Origin of the sequence: Xanthomonas sp. LMG 12461 (genome assembly GCF_009192935.1) — a bacterium.
GTDB lineage: Bacteria > Pseudomonadota > Gammaproteobacteria > Xanthomonadales > Xanthomonadaceae > Xanthomonas_A > Xanthomonas_A sontii.
The window spans coordinates 22,218-45,082 of sequence record NZ_NQYT01000040.1 but is presented as its reverse complement, the minus strand read 5'-3'; the positions used below and the strand labels follow the sequence as shown (position 1 = coordinate 45,082).

The 22,865-nt window shown below is 67.8% G+C and carries 19 protein-coding genes and 1 pseudogene; 8 read left to right on the top strand and 12 right to left on the bottom strand.

What is annotated here, in order from left to right:
- From CEK68_RS11315 to dnaA, 8 genes and pseudogenes are all read right to left on the bottom strand, one after another.
- A pseudogene (locus CEK68_RS11315) lies at positions 1 to 254 on the bottom strand (energy transducer TonB); the annotation flags it as partial.
- A 152-nt stretch (positions 255 to 406) separates the two neighbouring features.
- Positions 407 to 1,600: a tetratricopeptide repeat protein gene (locus CEK68_RS11310; protein ID WP_017907988.1), complete on the bottom strand. Its 1,194-nt coding sequence runs from the start codon at positions 1,598 to 1,600 to the stop codon at positions 407 to 409.
- Positions 1,601 to 1,759: 159 nt separating this feature from the next.
- Entirely contained in the window at positions 1,760 to 2,566 is an 807-nt protein-coding gene (locus CEK68_RS11305; protein ID WP_152239424.1) for a M48 family metallopeptidase, read from the bottom strand.
- A 68-nt stretch (positions 2,567 to 2,634) separates the two neighbouring features.
- Complete coding sequence (locus CEK68_RS11300; protein WP_152239423.1) at positions 2,635 to 3,480, bottom strand: type II CAAX endopeptidase family protein; 846 nt, start codon at positions 3,478 to 3,480, stop codon at positions 2,635 to 2,637.
- Positions 3,481 to 3,558: 78 nt separating this feature from the next.
- Positions 3,559 to 6,021, bottom strand: coding sequence for a DNA topoisomerase (ATP-hydrolyzing) subunit B (gyrB, locus tag CEK68_RS11295; protein WP_017915838.1), 2,463 nt, complete (start codon positions 6,019 to 6,021; stop codon positions 3,559 to 3,561).
- 112 nt (positions 6,022 to 6,133) lie between these two features.
- Positions 6,134 to 7,234: a DNA replication/repair protein RecF gene (recF, locus tag CEK68_RS11290; protein ID WP_152239422.1), complete on the bottom strand. Its 1,101-nt coding sequence runs from the start codon at positions 7,232 to 7,234 to the stop codon at positions 6,134 to 6,136.
- A 479-nt stretch (positions 7,235 to 7,713) separates the two neighbouring features.
- Positions 7,714 to 8,814 carry a DNA polymerase III subunit beta gene (gene dnaN / locus CEK68_RS11285; protein WP_010340416.1) on the bottom strand — a complete coding sequence of 367 codons (1,101 nt, stop codon included), beginning with the start codon at positions 8,812 to 8,814 and terminating at the stop codon, positions 7,714 to 7,716.
- Between the two features lie 276 nt (positions 8,815 to 9,090).
- On the bottom strand, positions 9,091 to 10,431 hold the full coding sequence (dnaA, locus tag CEK68_RS11280; protein ID WP_026144198.1) for a chromosomal replication initiator protein DnaA: 1,341 nt from the start codon (positions 10,429 to 10,431) through the stop codon (positions 9,091 to 9,093).
- A 261-nt stretch (positions 10,432 to 10,692) separates the two neighbouring features.
- On the opposite strand from dnaA, the gene rpmH reads away from it, so the two are divergent.
- From rpmH to mnmE, 5 genes are all read left to right on the top strand, one after another.
- The gene (gene rpmH / locus CEK68_RS11275; protein WP_003469983.1) at positions 10,693 to 10,833 is read left to right on the top strand and encodes a 50S ribosomal protein L34; all 141 of its coding nucleotides are present in this window, start codon (positions 10,693 to 10,695) and stop codon (positions 10,831 to 10,833) included.
- 38 nt (positions 10,834 to 10,871) lie between these two features.
- A complete protein-coding gene (gene rnpA, locus CEK68_RS11270) occupies positions 10,872 to 11,309 on the top strand; it encodes a ribonuclease P protein component (protein ID WP_026143608.1) in 438 nt (145 codons plus the stop codon).
- 18 nt (positions 11,310 to 11,327) lie between these two features.
- Positions 11,328 to 13,058, top strand: a complete 1,731-nt coding sequence (yidC, locus tag CEK68_RS11265) for a membrane protein insertase YidC (protein ID WP_152239421.1) — start codon at positions 11,328 to 11,330, stop codon at positions 13,056 to 13,058.
- A gap of 101 nt (positions 13,059 to 13,159) precedes the next feature.
- Positions 13,160 to 15,901, top strand: a complete 2,742-nt coding sequence (locus CEK68_RS11260; RefSeq protein ID WP_152239420.1) for a tetratricopeptide repeat protein — start codon at positions 13,160 to 13,162, stop codon at positions 15,899 to 15,901.
- Positions 15,902 to 15,933: 32 nt separating this feature from the next.
- A complete protein-coding gene (mnmE, locus tag CEK68_RS11255; RefSeq protein ID WP_152239419.1) occupies positions 15,934 to 17,277 on the top strand; it encodes a tRNA uridine-5-carboxymethylaminomethyl(34) synthesis GTPase MnmE in 1,344 nt (447 codons plus the stop codon).
- A gap of 22 nt (positions 17,278 to 17,299) precedes the next feature.
- Here the strand turns inward: mnmE and CEK68_RS11250 are convergent, their stop codons facing one another.
- The gene (locus CEK68_RS11250; RefSeq protein ID WP_152239418.1) at positions 17,300 to 18,205 is read right to left on the bottom strand and encodes an NAD(P)H-binding protein; all 906 of its coding nucleotides are present in this window, start codon (positions 18,203 to 18,205) and stop codon (positions 17,300 to 17,302) included.
- Between the two features lie 137 nt (positions 18,206 to 18,342).
- Here CEK68_RS11250 and CEK68_RS11245 point away from each other — a divergent pair, with 137 nt between their 5' ends.
- Positions 18,343 to 18,795 carry a helix-turn-helix domain-containing protein gene (locus CEK68_RS11245; protein ID WP_152239417.1) on the top strand — a complete coding sequence of 151 codons (453 nt, stop codon included), beginning with the start codon at positions 18,343 to 18,345 and terminating at the stop codon, positions 18,793 to 18,795.
- A gap of 122 nt (positions 18,796 to 18,917) precedes the next feature.
- Here CEK68_RS11245 and CEK68_RS11240 read toward each other — a convergent pair whose 3' ends face one another.
- Positions 18,918 to 19,760: an ATP-binding cassette domain-containing protein gene (locus tag CEK68_RS11240; RefSeq protein WP_152239416.1), complete on the bottom strand. Its 843-nt coding sequence runs from the start codon at positions 19,758 to 19,760 to the stop codon at positions 18,918 to 18,920.
- A gap of 135 nt (positions 19,761 to 19,895) precedes the next feature.
- On the opposite strand from CEK68_RS11240, the gene CEK68_RS11235 reads away from it, so the two are divergent.
- Positions 19,896 to 21,092 (top strand): fatty acid desaturase, encoded by a 1,197-nt coding sequence (locus CEK68_RS11235; RefSeq protein ID WP_017907974.1) that lies wholly within the window; start codon positions 19,896 to 19,898, stop codon positions 21,090 to 21,092.
- Between the two features lie 107 nt (positions 21,093 to 21,199).
- Positions 21,200 to 21,496 (top strand): EF-hand domain-containing protein, encoded by a 297-nt coding sequence (locus CEK68_RS11230; protein WP_226977853.1) that lies wholly within the window; start codon positions 21,200 to 21,202, stop codon positions 21,494 to 21,496.
- On the opposite strand, the gene CEK68_RS11225 is transcribed toward CEK68_RS11230, so the two are convergent.
- Positions 21,462 to 21,764 (bottom strand): hypothetical protein, encoded by a 303-nt coding sequence (locus tag CEK68_RS11225; RefSeq protein ID WP_152239414.1) that lies wholly within the window; start codon positions 21,762 to 21,764, stop codon positions 21,462 to 21,464. The genes CEK68_RS11230 and CEK68_RS11225 overlap by 35 nt on opposite strands.
- A 7-nt stretch (positions 21,765 to 21,771) precedes the next feature.
- The gene (locus tag CEK68_RS11220) at positions 21,772 to 22,785 is read right to left on the bottom strand and encodes a cytoplasmic protein (protein ID WP_193314174.1); all 1,014 of its coding nucleotides are present in this window, start codon (positions 22,783 to 22,785) and stop codon (positions 21,772 to 21,774) included.
- Between the last annotated feature and the right edge of the window lie 80 nt (positions 22,786 to 22,865).

Genomic DNA, 22,865 nt, shown 5'->3' with positions numbered 1-22,865 from the left:
GCATCTTGCGGCGCTGATGTTGCTGCTGATTCCGGCCGTTGCGCCCAAGGCGGCGGCGGTGCGTCCACCAGGGTGACCATGATGTTGCGTTCCTTCTCCGCCACCGCCTTGGGCGCAACGGCCGGAATCAGCAGCAACATCAGCGCCGCAAGATGCAGCGCGATTACGAAGGCAATACCGATGATGCGCGGCCAGCTGAGGCCGGAGGCGTCATCTTTGTCGTACTGCCGATGGATGACCAGTTGTTCCGTCATGCGCCAATGACTCAATTAAAGGGGGGCGGATTCCGCTGTGGAGCGGAACCCAAGTTCACGCGGCAATGACACCGCAGGAACCTCCAAGCTTATACCAATCCCTGTTACCTGCACTACTTTCAGCACTGGTCTTCGGGGGCTTTTTTTGCGTGCTACTTCAGGTTGATGATCTTCTTGGCGTCTTCCGGCTTTTTGACGCCCTTGGCCAGTGCCTGCTGCGCGGCCTGCTTGGCCTCGGCAACGCGGCCTTCCGAATGCAGCACCTTGGCCAGGTTGAGATAGGTTTCGCCATCCTTGGACAGCGGCGCCGCCTTCTGCCAGTTCTCGATCGCCTGCGGCAGCTGGTCGGTGTAGTAGTACGACTGCGCCAACGCCAGGTAGGTCTGGTAGTCCGGCTTCAGAATGCCCTTCTGCATGCCTTCGTTGATGACCGCGATGACGTCCTTTTCGTGACCATCGGTGTTGGCGTAGATCGAGTACAGCTGCTTGTATTCCTTCTCGTCGGTCAGCTGACCGGCGGCACGCAGCTTGTCCATCACCGCCGCGGCCTTGTCCATCTGGTCGGCCTGCATGTACATGCTGGCCAGGTTCAGCTGGGCCTTCTTGTCGTTGGGCGACTTGGCGGCCAGCGCCTCGGCGGCCTTGACCGCTTCACCGGTCTGGCCGGCTTCGGCGTAGGACGCCATCAGCAGCTGATTCCAGCTGTCCTTCGGCTCCGGCGACGCGGCGATCGCCTGCTTCAGCGCCGGGATCGCTTCCTGGTAGCGCTGCGCCTGGTACAGCGCCTGGCCCTTGAGGATCAGGTCTTCCGGGCGGGTCGACTTGGTTTCGGCGAGGAACTTGTCGAGGGTGGCCAGGCCTTCGGCGGTCTGCTCGTCCTGCAGCTGCAGCTGCGCCAGCATCAGCATCGACTGGTAGTGGCCGTTGTTGTCCAGGCCGTTGAACTGGATCGCCTGCTTCAGGTACGCCTGCGCGGCCTTGCTGTCGTCGAGGTTGTAGGCGGCCTGCGCGGCCAGCTGCGCGGCCAGCGACTTGTCGTACTCGTTGGCGCCGCTGTTGGCCAGGATCTCATCGGCCTGGGCGCGCACCGCCGCGTAGTCCTCGCCCTTGTTGTAGGTGTCGATGAGCTTCTGCAGCTTGCTGCCGAGCTTGGACGACGGCTTGCCGGTCGGCTCCTTGCGCTCGGCATTGGGGAACAGCACCGCCGCCTTCTCGTTCTTCGCATTGCGCGAGGAGCGGTGGTCGGTGCGATCGCTCTGCGCAGCGGCATCGGTCACCACCGCGCCACCGAGGGCGGCGGCGATCACCAGGGACAACAACGCTTGCTTGCGAATGCGGAATTTCATGGGTCACCTCGGTGGAAACCGCCCGGAGCGGCACGGAAGACGGAGCGGCCATTCCTCGGCCGAGCCAGCAAACCTATCAGAAACCTGTACGCCGTGAAAACGTTTTTGGATGCGTTTTCTGTGACAGTGCCGGCGACGGACACAGGGACGACGGACGACTCAGCCGCACTTGGGCGCCCTGCCGGCGCTGCGCGCCTGCGCATACACCGGTTCCAGCGCGGCGACGTCGCGCTGCAGCTCGCCGATGCGGGCACTGGGATCGGGGTGGGTGGACAGCCATTGCGGCGGACGTGCGCCGCCGGCGGCCATCATGTTCTTCCACAGATCCACCGCCTGCGCGGGATCGAATCCGGCCTGCGCCATCAGGCGCTGGCCGACGACATCCGCTTCGGTTTCCTGCTGGCGCGAACCGGGCAGCAGGAACAGGGTCTGCGCAGTCATGCCGCCGACCTGGCCGACGGTGTCGGCCGCGCCCTGACCGTAGCGGGCACCGGCCAACGCGCCAATCACGCTCAGGCCTGCCTGTGCACCGAGCTGGCGGGTGATGCGTTCTTCGTGATGACGCGAAATGACGTGGCCGATCTCGTGGCCGAGCACGGCGGCGAGCTGGTCCTGGTTCTTGGCCACGCTGAAGATGCCGCTGTTGACCCCGACCTTGCCGCCGGGCAGGGCGAACGCGTTGGGTTCCTTGTCGTTGAACAGCGCGGTTTCCCAGCCGGTGCCGCGCCATTGCTCGGGCAGCTGCGCGACCAGCGTGTTGACCACGCAGCGCACGTAGGCGTTGCGCTTGGGATCGGTGTCCAGCTGTTCCTTGGCCTTGGCTTCGGCGAACGCCTGCGCGCCCATCTGGTCGAGTTGTTGTTGCGAGATGCCGCCCACGACCTGGGTGCGCCCGGTTGGCGATGTCGTCGTCGCACACGCTGCCAGCAGCATCGCCAGCGATGCGCCAAGTACCACTTGCTTCATACGGTCCCCCCTCCTAACACGCGTCGCAGTGTGGGGGGCCGCGTCTTAACATTTCGTCAAACAAACCTTCAGGTTGCGCCAAACCAGTAGAGTCCGGCGACCGCGATGGCGTTGTTGAGGCCATGCGCGGCGATCGACGCCCACAAGGTGCCGGTACGCTTGTACAGCCAGGCGAACGCCGCGCCCATGCCGCCGTAGACCAGCCACAGTTGCGCGGTGGCGGCCAGGCTGTTGCCGGTGGTCCCCGGTACTTCGTGCACCAGGGCGAAGGCGGCGCCGCTGAGCAGCATGCCCAACCGCGGCCGGCCTGCGTCCCACAGCCGCCCGAACAGCACGCGGCGGAACAGCAGTTCCTCGTAGGCCGGGGCGATCACGATCGCGAACACGCACAGGAACAGCGGCATCTGCGCCATCGCGTCCTGCATCAGCGGCAGGTTGGTCGGCACCGGCTTGATGCCGATCTGCGCCGCCAGCGCGGAGATCGTCGCGCTGCCGACGAACACCCCGACCGCGACCAGTAGCACCCAGCCCCAGGTCGCGGGTGCGCGCGCCGCGTGCCAGGAGGCGCGGCGCTCGGCGGCACTGGCCGGACGCCGCAGGAAGTACAGCAGCAGCGCCGCGGACAGGGTGCTGACCAAAGCGATCAGCAACTGCGCCAGCGCCCCCGGCTGGCCGACCTGCTGCGCGACCAGCGCGGCCAGGCGATCGGCAGGCACGCCCTGCGCCTTCAGTTCCATCGCCAGCTGGAAGCCGCGGATCACGCCCCAGACCAGGCCGCACAGCACGCTCACCGCCAGCAGCACCACCGCCGCCAGCAGCACGTCGAGGAAGAAACCGAGGATCGGCCGGCGCGGGCGGGCCGGCGGCGCGGAAGGCAACGGCAGCGGGGTGGCGGGCAACGGCGGTGCGGTCATCGCGATCCTGTGCGGAAGCGGGCGGAAGGCACAGCGGGACGCCCGCCCTGGCGCACGCCAGGGCGGGGACCGCCAGGGTCAGATATCGAGGTTGGCGACCTTCAGCGCGTTTTCTTCGATGAAGTCGCGGCGCGGTTCGACCACGTCGCCCATCAGCGTGCTGAAGATCTGGTCGGCGGCGACCGCGTCCTCGATGCGCACCTGCAGCAGGCGACGCGTATCCGGGTTCACCGTGGTCTCCCACAGCTGCTCGGCGTTCATTTCGCCCAGGCCCTTGAAGCGCTGGATCTGGCGGCCCTTCTTGGCCTCCTCGAACAGCCAGGCGTAGGCCTGGGCGAAGCTGGTGATGGCCTGGGTCTTGTTGCCGCGCACGATCTGCGCGCCCTCGCGCACCAGCCCATGCAACTCCCGCGCGATCTCGCGCAGCGGCCGCAGCTCGCCGCTCTCGAACACCGCCATCGGCACCACATAGGTGGTCTCCTCGCCCATGTGCCGGCGCTCCACCAGCAGGGTGGCCGGGCGCTGCGCGTTGGACGCCTGGAAACGCAGGCTGTAGCGCGCCGAGCCCAGGCTGCCGCGGTTGAGCACCGCCTGCAGCGCGTCCAGGCTCGGATGCGTCTCGCCCTCGCTCTCGAGCTGGGCCACGTCCAGCGGCGGCAGGTCGATCAGCGCGCTCAGCAGCGCCGGGTCGTAGCGGTGCGCATTGCGCGCCACCGCCTCGTTGGCGCTGGCGAACAGCAGCAGCAGCTTCTCCAGCGCCGCGCCGGTGATCGGTGGCTCGTTGCTGGCCGGGACCAGCGCCGCGCCTTCGACCGCGCTGCTGGCCAGGTAGGCGTTGAGCGCGTTGTCGTCCTTCAGGTACAGCTCCTGCTTGCCCTGCTTGAGCCGATACAGCGGCGGCAGGCCGATGTAGACGTAGCCGCGCTCGATCAACTCCGGCATCTGCCGGTAGAAGAAGGTCAGCAGCAGGGTACGGATGTGCGCGCCGTCGACGTCGGCGTCGGTCATGATGATGATGCGGTGGTAGCGCAGCTTGTCCGGGTTGTACTCGTCGCGGCCGATGCCGGTGCCCAGCGCGGTGATCAGCGTGCCGACCTGGTCGGAGGACAGCATGCGGTCGAAGCGCGCGCGCTCGACGTTGAGGATCTTGCCGCGCAGCGGCAGCACCGCCTGGTTCTTGCGGTTGCGGCCCTGCTTGGCCGAGCCGCCTGCCGAGTCGCCCTCGACGATGAACAGCTCCGACAGCGCCGGATCCTTTTCCTGGCAGTCGGCCAGCTTGCCGGGCAGGCCGGCGATGTCCAGCGCGCCCTTGCGACGGGTGAGGTCTCTTGCCTTGCGCGCGGCCTCACGGGCGCGGGCGGCATCGACGATCTTGCCGGCGATGGCCTTGGCCTCGTTGGGGTTCTCCTGCAGGAACTCCTCCAGGCGCGCGCCGAAGGCGTTCTCCACCGCCGGGCGCACGTCGGAGCTGACCAGCTTCTCCTTGGTCTGGCTGGAGAAGCTGGGGTCCGGCACCTTCACCGACAGTACCGCGATCATGCCTTCGCGCATGTCGTCGCCGGTCAGGTTGATCTTGGCCTGCTTGGCGATGCCGTTCTGCTCGATGTAGGTGTTGAGCACGCGGGTCAGCGCGCCGCGGAAGCCGGCCAGGTGGGTGCCGCCGTCCTTCTGCGGGATATTGTTGGTGAAGCAGTACATCGTCTCCTGGTAGGAGTCGGTCCACTGCAGCGCCACGTCCACGGTGATGCCGTTGTGCTCGCCGGTGACCGAGATCACGTTCGGGTGCAGCGGGGTCTTCAGCTGCGCGAGGTGCTCGACGAAGCTGCGGATGCCGCCCTCGTAGTGGAAGTCGTCGCGGCGCCCCTCGCCGCGCTCGTCGGCGAGCACGATCTTGACCCCGGAATTGAGGAAGGACAGCTCGCGCAGGCGCCGGGCCAGGATGTCGTAGTGGAACTCCACGTTGTTGTGGAAGGCCACCACCGACGGCCAGAAGCGCACGGTGGTGCCGCGCTGGGTGGTCTCGCCGAGCTTGACCAGCGGCGCGACGGCCGCGCCGTTGCTGAATTCCTGCTGGTAGTGCGAGCCGCCCTGGAACACGTCCAGCAGCAGCTTCTCCGACAGCGCGTTGACCACGCTGACGCCCACGCCGTGCAGGCCGCCGGACACCTTGTAGCTGTTGTCGTCGAACTTGCCGCCGGCGTGCAGGACGGTCATCACCACTTCGGCGGCGGAGACCTCACGGCCGAGCTTGGCGCTCATCTGCGCGTGCTTGCCGACCGGGATGCCGCGGCCGTTGTCCGACACCGAGACCGAACCATCGGCGTGGATCGTCACCGCGACGTGGTCGGCATGCCCGGCCAGGGCTTCGTCGATCGAGTTGTCGACGACCTCGAACACCATGTGATGCAGACCGGTGCCGTCATGGACGTCGCCGATGTACATGCCGGGCCGCTTGCGGACCGCCTCCAGGCCTTCCAGGGCGGTGATGCTGTTGGCGTCGTAGTTGCCGTTGCTGGGCGGGGTGTTCTGTTCGTCGGTCATGCGGGTGCCGTAGGCTCCACGAGGCTGCGAAGACAGGCCGGGGCCGGTTCGCGCCGCTGGATAGGGGATTGGCGGAAATTATAGCAGCCCGGGCCGCCGGACCCGCGGCGGCCTAGGAAACGGCCAGGATCTGGCCATGTTCCACGTGGAACCGGGCGATCGGCAGGCTGGCGTCGGCCAGCGCCTTCGGGGTTTCGGTGGCAGTGACGAAGACCTGCGCCGGCCCGGCACGCAGGCGCTCCAGCACCCGGGCCTGGTGGTGGCGGTCCAGCTCCGAGCCCAGATCGTCGAGGGCGATCACCGGCCATTCGCCGCGCTGCTCGGCGTAGTCCTCGGCCTGCGCCAGCAGGCAGGCGAGGGCGGTGAGCTTGGCCTGGCCGCGGGAGAGCGCGTCGCGGCCGGGAATCTCGGCGAAGCTGAGGCTCCAGTCGGCTCGGTGGGGGCCGGCCGAGGTATAGCCGAGCTGCCGGTCGCGTTCGCGGTTGAGCAACAGTGCATCGGCCAGCGACACCTCCTGGCGGCGCCAGCCGGGCGCGAACTGCAGATGTGAGATACCCAGCGCCGGCGCCAGATCCGGGGCGAGGGCAAGCAGGCGCTGGAGCAACCTGTCCAGGTAGTCCTGGCGGCGCGAGGTCAACGGCTCGCCAGACTCGGAGAGCTCGTGATCCCAGGCATCGAGCGCCGCGCCGCTGCCGCCGCTCTTGAGCAACGCATTGCGCTGCTTGAGCGCGCGAGCATAGCGTCGCCACAGGGACAGGAAGTCAGGTTCCACGTGGAACAAGCCCCAATCGACGAAGCGACGCCGTGGCTCGCCGCCGCCGCTGACCAGCAGGTGGCTGCCCGGCTCGAAGGTCACCACCGCCAGCGCCGCACACAGGGTGCCGAGATGGGCGACGTCCTCGCCGTCGAGGCGGCCACGCCATTCCTGACCGCTGTGGCGCAGTCCGGCGCGGCGCCGGCGTGTCGCGCCGGCTTCAGCCGACTGCTCCTGCCATTCGACGAACACGTCCAGTGCGTCCTGGCCCTGGCTGACCAGCCCATCGCGCACGCGACCACGGAAGCTGCGGCCATACGCCATCAGGTGCATCGCCTCGAGCACCGTGGTCTTGCCGGCGCCGTTGTCGCCGGTGATCAGGTTCAGTCCAGGCGCGGGCGCCAGCTCGAGCGCCGCGAACCGGCGCAGGTGGTGGAAGTCGAGGCGGGAGACGTGCATGCGGGGATAGAGGCGAAGGCGCTCGCACCGGGCGCACGCAGATCGGGGCTTGGGGTAGGGCGGCAGCATACCCAAAACGGCTGATGGGCGCTGTCAGGACGGCCGCGCTCGGGAAATTGACAGCGCTGCGTGCCAGCAACCTCCGCATCATTGGGAGGACGGACTCCCGCGGGACGGTGGAGGCGTGGGTAAGAGGGTCGGACAGGCGATCACAGGCACGTTGTCTTGCCGCACGGTCTCCTGGCGCTTCGATAATGGTGTGATCCCGCCGAGATGCCGGAGCCCTTCTCTTTGCAGACACAGTCACGGCCGATGCGTTTTGGCCGGGTAATGCAAAGGTGCAAGCTGCGCAGGCCTCCCGTGGCAACGGATCCCTCTCAGTGCAGGAGCGTTGATCTTGGAGCCCAACAAAAAGAAAACCCGGCACGAAGGCCGGGTCGCTTTCGCACGTGTTCCACGTGGAACACGAACGGGAACCGTCAGAGACGCAACGGCATCACCACGTGACGCGAGCGGGCGCTGCTGGCTTCCCGGACCAGCGCCGACGAGTTAGCGTCGCGCAGCTGGATCACCACGAACTCCTCGCGCAGCGCAGACAGCGCGTCGAGCAGGTAGTTCACGTTGAAGCCGATCGCCAGGTCGCTGACCTTGGTGTCCGCTTCCACTTCTTCCTGCGCTTCTTCCTGTTCCGGGTTGTGCGCGCTGATCTTCAGCTGGCCCGGCGAGACTTCCACGCGCACGCCGCGGTACTTCTCGTTGGACAGGATCGCCGCACGCTGCAACGCCGCGCGCAGGGTTTCTCGATCCAACTTGACTTCACGGTCCGCACCGATCGGGATCACCGCTTCGTAATCGGGGAAGCGGCCGTCGATCAGCTTGGAGGTGAAGGTGACATCGTCGCGCTTGACCCGCACATGCGCGCGACCGACTTCCAGCTCGACTTCGCGCTCGCCGCCTTCCAGCAGACGCTGCAACTCGGTCACGCCCTTGCGCGGCACGATGATCTGACGCTTGGCGCCGCCGGCATTCTCCAGTTCGGTCTCGCACAGCGCCAGGCGATGGCCGTCGGTGGCCACGCAGCGCAGGGTCTGGTCGCGCAGGTCGAACAGCAGGCCGTTGAGGTAATAACGCACGTCCTGTTGCGCCATCGCGAACGCGGTGCGCTCGATCAGTTCCTTCAACGCCGCTTCCGGCACCACCACGCGTTCGGTGGCTTCCACTTCGTCGACCGAGGGGAAGTCGTTGGCGGGCAGCGTGGCCAGGGTGAAGCGGCTGCGCCCGGCCTGCACGGTGATCTTGTCGCCGGACTGGGACACGGTGACCTTGCTGCCGTCGGGCAGCGCACGCACGATCTCGAACAGCTTGCGCGCCGGGATCGTGGTTTCGCCGTCCTGGGCATCGTCGACCGCAATGCGCGAGACCATTTCCACTTCCAGATCGGTACCGGTCAGCGACAGCTGGCCACCTTGCACCTGCACCAGAAAGTTGGCCAGAACCGGCAAGGTCTGGCGGCGTTCGACCACATTGACGACTTGCGCCAATGGCTTGAGGAAGGCTTCGCGCTGCAGTGTGAAACGCATGTGGTTCCGTGCCCCTATGCTTTAAAAGATGTGGAATAAATCAAAAGCTTGGTGGTGATGGTAGAGCGAAATTCGGTGTAAATGTAGCTCAAACCACTGAAAACAAAAGATTTTTTGCGCCCTCAATCCCGTGTACTACTGTCCCGGAACTGGTGGGGAAACCTGTGGATAGTTTTGCCGTCGCCGCCGCGTCGCGCTTTATCCACAGTTTCTCCCGGATTTGTCGCGAAGTCATGCACCGATTTATCAAGCGGCTCCTGACGGTCCCGCCTGGACTCACTCGCTGAGCTTGCGGATCAGCTTGTCCCAGTCTTCGCGGAGCTTGCCGTCGGTTTCCATCAGGTGCTTGATCTGCCGGCAGGCGTGCAACACGGTGGTGTGGTCGCGCCCGGCGAACGCGTCGCCGATCTCCGGCAGGCTGTGTTCGGTCAGTTCCTTGGTCAGCGCCATCGCCACCTGCCGCGGCCGCGCCAGCGAGCGCGTGCGCCGCTTGGACAGCAGATCCTTGATCTGCAGGCCGTAGTAGTCGGCCACGGTCTTCTGGATGTTGGGGATGCCGATCGCCTGCTGCTGCGCACGGAGCAGGTCGCGCAGGGTTTCCTGGGCGAACTCGGTGGTGATCGCGCGGCCGGTGAAGTTGGCGCGCGCGGCCAGCGTGTTGAGCGCGCCTTCCAGGTCGCGCACGTTCGAGCGCATCTTCTTGGCGATCAGGAACGCCACGTCGTCGGGGATCTCCGCGCCGCGCTCGCGCGCCTTGGCCAGCACGATCGCCGCGCGGGTCTCGAAATCGGGCGGATCGATCGCCACCGACAGGCCCCAGGCCAGGCGCGACTTCAGCCGCGGCTCCAGTCCCTCGACCTCGCGCGGGTAGCGGTCGCAGGTCAGGATGATCTGCTGGCGGCCGTCGAACAGCGCGTTGAAGGTGTGGAAGAACTCTTCCTGGGTGCGGTCCTTGCCGGCGAAGAACTGGATGTCGTCGATCAGCAGCGCGTCCACCTGCTGGAACTGGCGCTTGAACTGGTCCATGGTCTTGTCCTGCAGCGCCCGGATCATCGCGCTGAAGAACTGTTCCGAGCGCAGGTACATCACCCGCGCGTTCGGATTCTGCTCGCGCATGGCGTTGCCGGCGGCGAACATCAGATGGGTCTTGCCCAGGCCGGTGCCGCCGTACAGCAGCAGCGGGTTGTGTGCGCGGTCGCCGGGCTTCTGCGCGGCCTGCACCGCCGCGGCCAGGCCGAGCTGGTTGCTGCGGCCTTCGACGAAGTTGGCGAAGGTGTAGTGCGAATCGAGGTTGCCGGCGAACGGCTCCAGCAACGGCGGCGCCGGCGTGCGTGCGGCCGCGGTCTCGCTGGGCGGGGCGGCCGCCGGTTCCGGCGCACGCGGGCGCGAGCCGACCTGCAGCAGCACCTCGCCGCTGCCGGCGAAGTAGGTCAGCAGTTCGCGGATGCGCGGCAGGTAGCGCTCGCGCACCTGCTCGACGATGAAGGCGTTCGGGGCGTACAGCACCATGCTGTTGTCATGGCGCTGTTCGGCTTGCAGCGGTTTCAACCAAGTGTGAACGTCCTCGGCTGGAAATTCGGCTTCCAGACGTTCCAGGCAACGGGGCCAAGCATCCATCAGATCTAAATTCGTCGATAGACCGGGCATGAAGGGCGCGCTCGGGCGCGGCGCATTCGGCCGGTGGGAGAGGAAAGCGGATGGATCAGACTACCACCGGCGCGCAGGGTCGGGAATGGTTTTCCCACGGCTATTCACAGATCCATCCACAGGCCCGGCGTGCCTGGCCCTTGTCGTCGTCAATACAGGGAGTTGACCGCGGCGTGAGTGATCCTATAGAATTTCCGGTTCTTTCCGCCCCATTCAGATCAGAGCGCCCCGATGGCCACCAAGCGCACCTTCCAGCCCAGCAACCTCAAGCGCAAGCGCGACCACGGCTTCCGTGCCCGTATGGCCACCGCCGACGGCCGCAAGATCCTGGCCCGTCGCCGCGCCAAGGGCCGCAAGCGCCTGAGCGCTTGATTGCTTCGCCGCCCCAGGCGGCGCCTGCAATCCGGACCGTGAATCATCCCGACCCGCGTAGGCGATTTCCTCGCTCTGCGCGGGTTCGCACGTCTGCGGAATACCGCGTCGTGTTCGATGCCGCGCGCCGCTGTTCCGAGCCGCTGATGAGCCTGCACTGGCGCAGTGCGCCGCACCCGGCGCGGCTGGGTTTGGCGGTGTCGCGCAAGGTCGACAAGCGTGCGGTCGTGCGCAATCGCATCAAGCGCGTGCTGCGCGAGGCCACGCGGCAGTTGTTGCCGTGGCTGGCGCCCGGCGATTACGTGGTGGTGGCGCGCAGCGCCGCCGCCCAGGCCAGCGGCGAGCAACTGCGCCAGGCCTATCTGCGCCTGCTGCGTCGCGCCGGCGCATTGCCGGCCCCGGCCGCGGACGGCACAATGCCGCCGCCTGATCGTCCTTCTTCCCCCACATCCACGTCAGAACCTGCTTCTGGCTGAGCCGAGCTTGCCTGTCCGATGAACCAGACCCGCCTTTTCCTGATTTTCGCCTGGCTGATGGTCGCGGCGCTGTTGTGGATGGAGTGGAACAAGGAACACGCGCCGAACGCCACCGCGGCGACGGTCGCGGCGGCGACCACGGTGCCGCCGGCGCAGGACGCCGATGCCGGCGCCACGCATGCGCCGGCCGTTCCGCAGGCCACGGTGCCCGGCACCGCGCCGGCCAGCACCACGCCCGAAACGGCTGCGGCTAGCGCCGCGCCGCGGGTCACCGTCACCACCGACGTGCTGCGCCTGACCCTGGACGGCCGCAGCGTGTTCGACGCTGACCTGTTGCTGTTCCCGCAGACCAAGCAGCCCGGCAGCCCGCCGGTGCAACTGCTGACCGAGGACGCGGCGCATCCGTACACCGCCACCAGCGGCTGGGTCGGCGAGCACAACTCGCCGTCGCCGGGCCCGGCTGGCTTCCGCCCCGAACACCCGGGCCAGGAGTACGTGCTGGCCAAGGGCCAGGACAGCCTGCAGGTGCCGTTCGTGTGGAACGGTCCGGACGGCGTGACCATCCGCCGCGTCTACACCCTGCAGCGCGGCCATTACGCCGTGCAGGTGCACGACGAGGTCATCAACCACGGCAGCAAGCCGTGGCAAGGCTATGTGTTCCGCAAGCTGAGCCGGGTGCCGACCATCGTCAGCCGCGGCATGACCAACCCGGATTCCTTCAGTTTCAACGGCGCCACCTGGTTCAGCCCGGCTGACGGCTACCAGCGCCGCGCGTTCAAGGACTATCTGGACGACGGCCCGCTGAGGCAGATCGTCGAGGGCGGCTGGATCGCGGTGCTGCAGCACCACTTCTTCACCAGTTGGATCCCGCAGGCCGACCAGGATTCCCTGTACGTGCTGTCCAATGACGGCCCGCGGCATGTGATCGAAGCGCGCGGCCCGGGTTTCACCGTGGCGCCGGGCGCCAGCGCCAGCACCGAAGCGCGACTGTGGGTCGGGCCGAAGCTGGTCAGCCAGATCGCCAAGGAGAACGTGCGCGGCCTCGACCGTGTGGTCGACTACAGCCGTTTCTCCGTGATGGCGCTGCTCGGCCAGGGTCTGTTCTGGATCCTCAGCCACCTGCACAGCCTGCTCGGCAACTGGGGCTGGTCGATCGTCGGCCTGGTGGTGCTGCTGAAGCTGGTGCTGTACCCGCTGTCGGCCGCGCAGTACAAGAGCGCGGCCAAGATGCGCAAGTTCCAGCCGCGCATCCAGCAGCTCAAGGAGCGCTACGGCGACGACAAGCAGAAGTTCCAAACCGCGATGATGGAGCTGTACAAGAAGGAGAAGATCAACCCGATGGGCGGCTGCCTGCCGGTGCTGATCCAGATGCCGATCTTCTTCGCGCTGTACTGGGTGCTGGTGGAGTCGGTGGAACTGCGGCAGGCGCCGTGGTTCGCCTGGATCCAGGACCTGACCGCGCGCGATCCGTACTTCATCCTGCCGGTGATCAACGTGGCGGTGATGTGGTTCACGCAGAAGCTGACCCCGGCCCCGGGCATGGATCCGGTGCAGGCCAAGATGATGCAGTTCATGCCACTGGTGTTCGGCGTGATGATGGCCTTCGTGCCGTCGGGCCTGGTGTTGTACTGGGTCACCAATGGTTCGCTGGGCCTGCTGCAGCAGTGGTGGATGCTCAAGCGCCACGGCGAGGCGGCCACCGCTGGCGGCGGCGGCAGCGGCAAGCCGCCGGCCAAGGCCAAGAAGTAAACCCGACAACGCCCGCCCTCCGGCGGGCGTTGCGCATGCGGCCGGGGAAGGCGCCGGCGTCTGCGTTCTTCCCGTAGCGCCTTGCTCGCGAGTCCGTGGTCATGCACAAGCGTCGTCGTCCGTTGTCGTCGTCCGTTGTCGTGATCGGCCTGCTCGCCTTGGCCCTGGCCGCGTGCCAGCGCACGCCTGCCGACAGCGCGGCGACGCCATCCAAGCCCGCGACATCGGCGCCGGCGATCGCCATTCCAGGCTCTGCCGCATTGCAGGCCCAGGCGACGACGCTGCTGCAGGGCCTGCAGGCGCAGCTGGCGGCGCAGCGCAAGATCATCGTGTTGCTGGCCGACGAGGCCAAGCAATCGCCGGCCGACCGGCAGACCTCCAGCAGCGTCGGCCAGCAACTGTTCCACGAGGGCCTGGAGCGCCGCGAGGCATTGGCCAAGCAGTTCGATGCGCTGCTCGCGCTGCCGGACGCGCAGCGCTTCGCCGCGGTCGGCAGCCTGCTCGACTACGTCGAATCGGCACCGGACCTGTACGACGCCGACCGCCTGGCGTTCCGCGAGATTCTCGCCGACTGGCAGCTGCGCATCGGCAAGGATTCCTCGCTGCCGGCGATCAAGCTGCACCAGCGCATCGGCGAAGACCTGGAAGCGCTCGACGAGATCGAACGCACCTACAACCGCGAGATCACCGCGATCTTCAGCCGCTTCGATCGCACCCGCGCGATCGTGCAGAAGCGCGAGAAGTGGGAGGACTACGTCGCCCACCTGGGCACGCTGTACACGCGCGAGGCGATCCTGCGCGACTACGGCGTGATCACCCCGTACCCGATGTCGATGAAGGACAGCGACCGCGAGGTGTTCGGCCGCGACCTGCCGCCGAAGACCGTGGTGCTGAGTTTCGACGACGGCCCGCATCGCGAATACACCGACGAGATCGTGGCCATCCTCAAGCGCTACGACGTGCCGGCCACGTTCTTCGAAGTCGGCCGCAACCTGGGCAAGCTGGAGCCGGATGGCAAGGTCGACCTGTCGCCGCTGGCCAGCGTCAGCCGCAGCCTGATGGAGCAGGGCTACACCGTCGGCAACCACAGCCTGACCCATGCGCAACTGTCCAAGGAAACCGGCGCCGCGCTGCGCAGCCAGATCCTCGACACCGACCGCATGCTGCGCGCGGTCGATGCCAAGCGTGCGCCGCTGTTCCGCTTTCCCTACGGCGCGCGCAACGCCGAGGGCATGCAGATCCTGGGCGAGGCCGGACTGAAGTCGGTGATGTGGAACGTGGATTCGCTGGACTGGGCCGACCCGGTGCCGGAGTCGATCGTGCAGCGCGTGCTCGAGCAGGTCGGCCGCGAGCAGCGCGGCATCCTGCTGTTCCACGACATCCACGAACGCACGGTCAAGGCGCTGCCGCAGATCCTGGACCGGCTCAGCGCCGACGGCTACCAGTTCGCCGCCTGGAACGGGCGCGACTTCAGCGTGGCGCGCGCGGCCAGCAATGCCGCCGCACCGGCGGTGACCAGCGGCTACGACAAGTCGTGGGCCATCGTCATCGGCATCGACGACTACGCGCACTGGCCCAAGCTGCAGTACGCGGCCAACGATGCGCAGGCCATCGCGCAGACGCTGACCGGCAGCTTCGGTTTCCCGTCGTCGCAGGTGATCGTGCTGAAGAACCAGGAGGCGACCCGCAACAACATCCTGGCCGCTTTCCACGATCGCCTCGCACACGGCGGCGTCGGCAAGAACGACCGCGTGTTCGTGTTCTTCGCCGGCCACGGCGCGACCAGCAAGCTGGCCTCCGGGCGCGACCTGGGCTACATCATCCCGGCCGACTCGGACCCGGCGCAGTTCGCCACCGACGCGATTCCGATGACCGAGATCCAGGACATTGCCGAAAGCCTGGAAGCCAAGCACGTGCTGTTCGTGATGGACGCGTGCTACAGCGGCCTGGGTCTGACCCGCGGCGGCGGTACCAGCGCCTACCTGCGCGAGAACGCGCGGCGCATCGCCCGGCAGATGCTCACCGCCGGCGGCGCCGACCAGCAGGTCGCCGACAGCGGCCCCAATGGCCATTCGGTATTCACCTGGGTGCTGTTGCAGGCGCTGTCGGGCAAGGCCGACCTCAATGGCGATGGTCTGATCACCGGCACCGAGCTGGCCGCCTACGTGGCGCCGGCGGTGTCGAGCATCTCGCAGCAGACGCCCGCGTTCGGCAGCCTGCCCGGTTCGCAGGGCGGCGAGTTCGTGCTGCAGGTACCGGAGGGCGAAGAATTCCTCACCGCCAGCACCCAGCAACTGTCCTCGGCGGCGATCGCGATGAACGACCGCGTCGATGCGGCCGCGCCCGCATCGACCGCGACCCCGAACGCCGGCGCCAGCAGCGCCGACGCACCGCCCGCTGCGTCCAAGCCGGCGGTGGTGGTCAAGGACCTGCAGGGCGGCGAGCGACCGCTGGCGGTGCCGGCCGCGGCCGGTCCGGTGTCCGACCGCCAGCGTGCGCAGCGCGCCAACGACCGCGGCCTGCAGTTGTACAAGGAGAAGCGCTACGACGAGGCCGAGGCGCAGTTCACCGAGGCGCTGAAGCTGCGCCCGGACTTCGCGCTGGCGGCCAACAACCTGGGCTTCATCTACTATCGTCAGGGCAAGTACGCGCAGGCCGTGCGCTGGCTGGAGAACACGCTGAAGATCGATCCCTCGCGCGCGGTGGCCTACGTCAACCTGGGCGACGCCTACCGCCAGCTCGGCGATGCGGCCAAGGCCAAGCGCGCCTTCCAGACCTACCTGGAGCTGCAACCCAACGGCGCGTCGGCCGCCTACGTCCGCGGCCAGTTGCAGACGCTGTGATCAACCGCGCCGCCGAACCTGTCGCCTTCGCCATGCCGTCTTCCGCCACCGAGACCATCGCCGCCATCGCCACCGCTCCCGGCGCGGGCGGTGTCGGCGTGGTCCGCGTGTCCGGTCCGGCGGCGGCGGCCATCGCCGAGGGACTGGGCCTGGGCGCGCTGGTGCCGCGCAGCGCCCGCTACGCGCGTTTTCGCGACGCGCATGGCGAGATCGTGGACGACGGTATAGCGCTGTGGTTTCCGGCACCGCGCAGCTTCACCGGCGAGGACGTGCTGGAACTGCAGGCGCACGGCAGCCCGGTGCTGCTGCGGCACCTGGTGGCGCGCTGCTGCGAACTCGGCGCGCGTCCGGCACGTCCGGGCGAGTTCAGCGAGCGCGCCTTCCTCAACCGCAAGCTCGACCTGGCCCAGGCAGAGGCGATCGCCGACCTGATCGCCGCCGGCGACCTGCGCGCGGCACGCGCGGCACGGCGCTCGCTGGACGGGGTGTTTTCGCGTCGCGTCGACGACCTGGCCGAACAGCTGATCCGCCTGCGCATCCACATCGAAGCGGCGATCGATTTCGCCGACGAGGCGCTGGACACGCTGGGCGGCGAGCAGGTCCGTGCCGGCCTGGCGCAGGCGCGCACGGATCTGACGCAGTTGCGTGCCGACGCCGAACGCGGCCGGCGCCTGCGCGATGGCCTGCACGCGGTGCTGGTCGGCCCGCCCAATGCCGGCAAGAGTTCGCTGCTCAATGCGCTGGCCGGCAGCGACCGCGCCATCGTCACCGACATCGCCGGCACCACCCGCGACACCTTGCACGAGACCGTGCGCCTGGACGGCGTGGAACTGACCCTGGTCGACACCGCCGGCCTGCGCGAGGGCGGCGATGCGATCGAGCGCGAGGGCATGCGCCGCGCGCGCCAGGAACTGCAGCGCGCCGACCTGGCGCTGATCGTGCTGGATGCGCGCGACGCCGAGGCCGGCCAGGCCGCGATCGCCGATGCCATCGCGGATGTGCCGCAGCGCCTGTGGATACACAACAAGAGCGACCTGCTCGCCGCCGTGCCCGCGGCCAGCGCCGAGCGCGTCTACGTTTCCGCCGCCACCGGCAGCGGGCTGGAGCAGTTGCACGCGCAGTTGCGCGCGATCGCCGGTGCCGCGGCCGGCGAGGGTAGCGACGGCGAGTTCTCCGCGCGCGCCCGCCACGTCGACGCGCTGCAGCGCGCCGCGACGCATGCCGACGCGGCGGCGGTCGAACTGCAGCACGAACGCCTGGAACTGGCCGCCGAAGAGCTGCGCCTGGCCCATGCCGCGCTCGGCGAGATCGTCGGCACGCTCAGTGCCGACGATCTGCTCGGGCGGATCTTCTCCAGTTTCTGCATCGGCAAGTAGCGCGTCGCGCCGCCAAGTGCGCTTACGGCTTCAGCCCTGCCAGTTGCGCGCGGTTGTCCTGCAGCCACTGTTCGAACGGCAGCGGCGCCTGCCCGGTCAGCGCCTGGTAGTCGCCGGTGACGGTGGCGACGCGGCCGGCGGCGGTGTTGGTGTCGAACGACGCATAGATGCGCGCGACCGGCTCGGGCAGGCCGGCGCCGACCATGCCCTGCACCAGGCCTTCGACCGGTACCGGCACCACCTGGATCTGCACGTCCAGCACCTGCGCGACCAGCGCGGCGATCTCGGCGGTGGTGTAGGCGCGCGCGCCGCTGAGGGTGAGCGTGCGCTTGCCGTCGCCGCCGGCCAGGGCGACCGCGGCGGCGCGGGCCAGGTCGTCGCGCGCGATATGGGCGATCCCGCCGTCACCGGCCGCGCTGTACCAGTGGCCCGAGGCCAGCACCGACGGCAGGCTCATGAACAGATTTTCGAAGTACCAGTGGTTGCGCAGCACGGTCCAGGCGGGCAGGGCGCTGGCGGCCAGGCTGTCTTCGGTGCCGGCGTGATCCGTGGCCAGCAGCAGCGGCGAGTCGTGTGGTTCCGGGCAGGAGGTGTAGACCAGGTGGCCGACGCCGGCGCGTTCGGCGGCGGCGATCGCGGCCTGGTGCTGCTGCAGGCGGTGGCCGGGGCGGTCCAGTGCGTCGGTGCTGATCAGCAGCACGCGGCCGGCGCCACGGAACGCGGTGTCGAGCGAGGTGGCGTCGTCGAAATCGCCGTGGCGCACGTCCACGCCACGTGCGGCCCAGGCGGCCAGGCGGTCGGGCTGGCGGGTCATCGCCACCACCCGCGACGGCGCCACCTTGAGGGTATCGAGCAGATGCGCGAGCACGCGCTGGCCGAACTGGCCGCCGGCGCCGGTGACGAGCAGGGAATCGGAAGATGCGGACATGACAGGTCTCCTGACTGAGGAAGGGCGGCGTCGCAGGACGCCATGGTCTGGAAAAGGAACCTGGTCTATCCTAGAGACCTTGGCCGACCTGTAAAGACGGCACTTTTCCCGCCCCTGATTACCCCGAGGTAACCACCATGGACACCGTCGTACCGCCGGTCGCTGCCTGCGACCCGCTGTTGAGCCAGCAACTGCAGGACTACCAGCGTGCCGGCATGGCCATCGACCAGTGCCCGGTGCGCGACGTCTTGGCGCAGATCGGCGACAAGTGGAGCACCTTGTTCGTGATGCTGCTGGCCGAGCGCCCGCACCGCTTCGGCGAACTGCGCCGCGCGGTGCCCGACGTCTCCCAGCGCATGCTGACCCAGACCCTGCGCGATCTGCAGCGCGAAGGCCTGGTAGCACGCGAGGTGCTGCCGACCGTGCCGCCCGGCGTGGAGTACCGGCTCACTCCGCTGGGCCAATCGTTGAGCGTGGTGCTGGCACCGCTGGTGCGCTGGGCCGCCGACCATCACGCGCAGATCTGCAGCGCACGTGCTGCGTTCGAGGCCGATGCACCGGCGCGGGCGGCGGGCGCCGCGTACAGTTGACGCGTCCCGTACGAGCGGCTTTACCGAGAACGCCCGGTCGCGGCGGAAGCCGCTCCTTACGGACATTCCCGCATTACCCGCCACCCCGACGGCCGCAAACGCCCGAATTCGGCAACCGCGGATCAGCTCTCCGCAACCACCCGCGCGCTGTAGCTGTCGCCGTCGCGCTGCACCCTTACCGGTCCGCCGAACACCGCCGACAACGGCGCATCGGCCAGCAGTTCCTCGCGCGCGCCATCGGCGTACACCTGGCCCTCGCGCAACAGGATCACCCGTGCGATTTCCGGCACGATCTCTTCGATGTGGTGGGTGACCAGAACCAGGGTGATGCCCTGGCGGGCGAGGTCCCGCATCGTCGCCAGCAAGTGCTCGCGCGCGACCAGGTCCAGACCGGTACTGGGTTCGTCCAGCAGCAGCGCCTGCGGCCGATTAACCAGGGCGCGCGCGATCAGCACGCGTCGGGTCTCGCCGGCCGACAGTTCGGCGTAGGGCCGCCGCAACAGCGGCAACGCGTGCGCCGCCTGCAGCGCCTCGCGCGCGCGGTCGCGCATCGCGTCGGTCACCTCGCGGTGCGGCGGCACCACATAGCTGGCGAAGAATCCGGACAGCACCGCGCTTTCCACGTCCAGCCCGGGCATGTCGGCGAGATTGACGCTGAGGTCGCTGGTGACGATGCCCAACTGGCTGCGCAGCCGATCCACCTGCCAGCGGCTCTGGCCGAGCACCCGCACCGCCGGCTCCTCGCCGGCGCGCGCCAGCGGATACAGCTCGCGGGTGATGAGCTTGATGAACGAGGATTTGCCGCAGCCGTTCGGGCCGAGGATCGCGGTGTGCTGGCCGAGCGCGATGCGCAGGCTCAGCGCATGCAGCACGCGGACCTGGCCGCGGACGACGCTGGCACGGTCGAGTTCGATCAACGGCGCGGCCGCTGGCACGGGGGTTGCTTGGGAAGAGGCGGCTGACATGGAACCGAAACCGTTCTGTGATCGGAAGCGCTTGGCGGCTGAATACCATACGCGAGCGCCGGGTGAAGTTTGCGCCCGCAACCCCCATCATGTCGTCATCCCCTCACGCCGTCTTACGCTCTGGAGCTTCTGGCAATGTTCGACGCGATCCTCGACTTCCTCGGCAACGGCCTGCTCGGCGTCGGCTGGTGGGGCATGCTGGCCGTGCTGCTGCTGTTCACCCAGCTCACCATCTTCGCGGTGACGCTGTACCTGCACCGCAGCCAGGCGCATCGCGGCGTGGACTTCCATCCGCTGCTGTCGCACTTCTTTCGCTTCTGGACCTGGTTCACCACCTCGATGATCACCAAGGAGTGGGTGGCGATCCATCGCAAGCACCACGCCAAGGTGGAGACCGAGGAAGACCCCCACAGCCCGCAGACCAAGGGCATCGCCCGCGTGTTCTGGCGCGGCGTGGAGCTTTACCGCGAAGCGCGCACCCAGCGCGGCGACATCGAGCAGTACGGCAAGGGCGCACCGGACGACTGGATCGAGCGGCACCTGTACACCCCGTACGCGAACCTGGGGCCGGTGGCCCTGTTCGCGGTCAACTTCGCGCTGTTCGGCCTGCCTGGCATCGCGCTGTGGGCGCTGCAGATGGCCTGGATCCCGTTCTGGGCCGCCGGCGTGATCAACGGCCTGGGCCACTGGTGGGGCTACCGTAACTTCGAGTCCGCCGACACCTCGACCAATCTGACGCCGTGGGCGCTGTGGATCGGTGGCGAAGAACTGCACAACAACCACCATGCCTTCCCGAGCTCGGCGCGCTTCTCGATGCGCCGTTGGGAACTGGACATCGGCTGGATCGCGATCCGCGCGCTGGCCGCCCTGCGTCTGGCCAAGATCCTGCGCGTGGCGCCGACCCTGGACGTGCGCCCGAACATCGCCGTGCCCGACGCCGACACCCTGCGCGCGCTGCTGTCGCATCGCTTCCAGGCGATGACCGATTACCAGCGCAACGTGTTCAAGCCCGCGCTCAAGGAAGAAGCCGCGCAGGCCGGCGCCAAGCTGCGCAAGCTGCTGCCGCGGCGCCTGCGCAAGGGCCTGGTCGACGATGGCCGCTGGCTTAAGCCCGACGCGCGCGAACAGCTGCAGCACTGGGTGGCGCAGCGCCCGCGCATGCGCACGCTGGTCGAGCATCGCGCCCGCCTGGCGGCCCTGCTGGAAGCGCGCACCCATGACGCCAGCGAACGCCTCAAGCACCTGCAGGCCTGGTGCCATGACGCCGAAGCCAGCGGCATCGCCGCGCTGCAGGCCTACGCCGCACGACTGAAGGGCTACGCCCTGGCATGAGCCGCGGCGCACCGCGCACCCAATCGCACGAACGCCGCCTCGCGCGGCGTTCGTCGTCGATGGCCGGACTGACACTGCGCATCGCCTGCGTCCTCTTCGCCGGCGGCATGGTCAGTGCCCATGCGCAGGCGATCGACAGCACCACCAGCTACCTGCAGCGCATGGACCGCGACGGCGACGGCCGCGTCAGCCTGGACGAATACCTGGCCTGGATGAGCTACGCCTTCGACGCGCGCGACCGCGACCACGACGGCGTGCTCAGCCCCGCCGAACTGCCCGGCGGCCGCGGCCCGCCGATCACCCGCGCACAGCACCTGGCCACCCTGACCGCCCGCTTCCGCAAGCAGGACACCAACGGCGACGGCTACCTCAGCGCCCGGGAGCTGGCGGCGCCGCCGCAGTAGGGGACGCCGATCCGGCGGGCGCTGTGCTCGCCGATTCCGGGGCTGGCGCTGCGGTGTCCGGCGCCGAGGCGAGTCTGCGAGCAGAAACCAGGTGCAGCAGCGCGACGGAAAGAAAGGCAATGGCGGTCGCATGCATCTGAAGGCTGACCATCACCCAGGCGAGCAAGCAATACATCGCCGCAAGCTTGCGGTGCATGGACGGCAGCATGGTGATGGCTTTTATCCGCATCAGCGCGACGTCGCCTCGCGATCCGGGATCCAAAGACATTCGCGCATCAGGTGACGCCCTCCAAGACCCAGGCCTTGCAGCGCTGGAAATTCTCTTCCCCTTTCCAGACCTCGGTATAGGTGGGTCCGCGCACGCGTTCGATCAGTTCCAGGGCTTTCTCCCGATCGCGCGCCAGGCAGGCGAAGCGGGCAAAATTCTGCAAATTCCATTCGTCCGCATAGACTTTGAGCACGTCGTCGATGCCAGCGCGCATGGTCGACCAGCGCGCCAGCGATTCGGTGAACAAGCGTTCGTCATAGATCGATTGCGAGGCGTACCAATAGATGCGTGCGTACAGTCCCTTGCCCTCACGTGCCCGCGTGCGTTCCATCGCCATTGCGGCGAAGCGTTCGATGTCGGTGGCGTTGCCTCCCCATTTGGGCGAATAGAACTCGATCGCCTGGAAATAGATCTCGTAATACGCGGGGTACCGCGCCATCGCCTCGTCGATCAGCGCCTGGAACCTGTCATCGTCCCACTGCTGTACCTTGGCGACGCCTTCCATCTCGACGTACCACTCAGGATCCAGCGACGCGATCTGCTTGTTGTCTTCAAGATAATGCCGGGTTGCTTCGATGCCGGCCTTGAACGGCGCCCAGTCCTGCGGACGGACCGTATTGGCGTAACCATTGCCGCGATGGCTCCAGGCGCGACTTGAGAGCCATGCTGCATAGGCGATTCGTGCGCTGGGAGACTTTGGATATGCCGCGATCCAACGCTTGGCGACGCTCTCCTTTTCCGCCCACGCCGCCTCGCTGTATGACCCAGTGCGTAAATAGCGACCGACGCCGCTATGCAACAGGCTCAATTTCCAGACGCCACTGGAGGTCCTGGACTGCTTCGTTCGATAGACCGCCGCTTGCCGTTCGAGCGCCGCGATGTCGCCACTCTTCATGGCGGATCTTGCACCTTCGAAAATTGCGGTGCGTTCCTCCATCTCTTCAGCACAGGCGAGCGCAGAAACCGTCGCTGCAGCGAAAAACAGCAGCGCCGACAACAGGCGATACGTCATCTGGGACATTGGATTCATCTCCTTGAAAATTGCGCTTCCTTGACGGGCGCGTGGCTCACGTCCGATGGAGCTGCCGGCTACCTGCACCG

Bases quoted from the DNA above. Each gene is read 5' to 3' on its own strand.
- CEK68_RS11240 (WP_152239416.1), bottom strand. From the start codon at position 19,760: ATGTCAGCCGCCTCTTCCCAAGCAACCCCCGTGCCAGCGGCCGCGCCG.
- CEK68_RS11250 (WP_152239418.1), bottom strand. From the start codon at position 18,205: ATGTCCGCATCTTCCGATTCCCTGCTCGTCACCGGCGCCGGCGGCCAG.
- CEK68_RS11305 (WP_152239424.1), bottom strand. From the start codon at position 2,566: ATGAAGCAAGTGGTACTTGGCGCATCGCTGGCGATGCTGCTGGCAGCG.
- dnaN (WP_010340416.1), bottom strand. From the start codon at position 8,814: ATGCGTTTCACACTGCAGCGCGAAGCCTTCCTCAAGCCATTGGCGCAA.
- CEK68_RS11300 (WP_152239423.1), bottom strand. From the start codon at position 3,480: ATGACCGCACCGCCGTTGCCCGCCACCCCGCTGCCGTTGCCTTCCGCG.
- CEK68_RS11245 (WP_152239417.1), top strand. From the start codon at position 18,343: ATGGACACCGTCGTACCGCCGGTCGCTGCCTGCGACCCGCTGTTGAGC.
- gyrB (WP_017915838.1), bottom strand. From the start codon at position 6,021: ATGACCGACGAACAGAACACCCCGCCCAGCAACGGCAACTACGACGCC.
- yidC (WP_152239421.1), top strand. From the start codon at position 11,328: ATGAACCAGACCCGCCTTTTCCTGATTTTCGCCTGGCTGATGGTCGCG.
- CEK68_RS11225 (WP_152239414.1), bottom strand. From the start codon at position 21,764: ATGTCTTTGGATCCCGGATCGCGAGGCGACGTCGCGCTGATGCGGATA.
- recF (WP_152239422.1), bottom strand. From the start codon at position 7,234: ATGCACGTCTCCCGCCTCGACTTCCACCACCTGCGCCGGTTCGCGGCG.
- CEK68_RS11260 (WP_152239420.1), top strand. From the start codon at position 13,160: ATGCACAAGCGTCGTCGTCCGTTGTCGTCGTCCGTTGTCGTGATCGGC.
- mnmE (WP_152239419.1), top strand. From the start codon at position 15,934: ATGCCGTCTTCCGCCACCGAGACCATCGCCGCCATCGCCACCGCTCCC.
- CEK68_RS11310 (WP_017907988.1), bottom strand. From the start codon at position 1,600: ATGAAATTCCGCATTCGCAAGCAAGCGTTGTTGTCCCTGGTGATCGCC.
- CEK68_RS11220 (WP_193314174.1), bottom strand. From the start codon at position 22,785: ATGTCCCAGATGACGTATCGCCTGTTGTCGGCGCTGCTGTTTTTCGCT.
- rpmH (WP_003469983.1), top strand. From the start codon at position 10,693: ATGGCCACCAAGCGCACCTTCCAGCCCAGCAACCTCAAGCGCAAGCGC.
- CEK68_RS11235 (WP_017907974.1), top strand. From the start codon at position 19,896: ATGTTCGACGCGATCCTCGACTTCCTCGGCAACGGCCTGCTCGGCGTC.
- CEK68_RS11230 (WP_226977853.1), top strand. From the start codon at position 21,200: ATGGTCAGTGCCCATGCGCAGGCGATCGACAGCACCACCAGCTACCTG.
- dnaA (WP_026144198.1), bottom strand. From the start codon at position 10,431: ATGGATGCTTGGCCCCGTTGCCTGGAACGTCTGGAAGCCGAATTTCCA.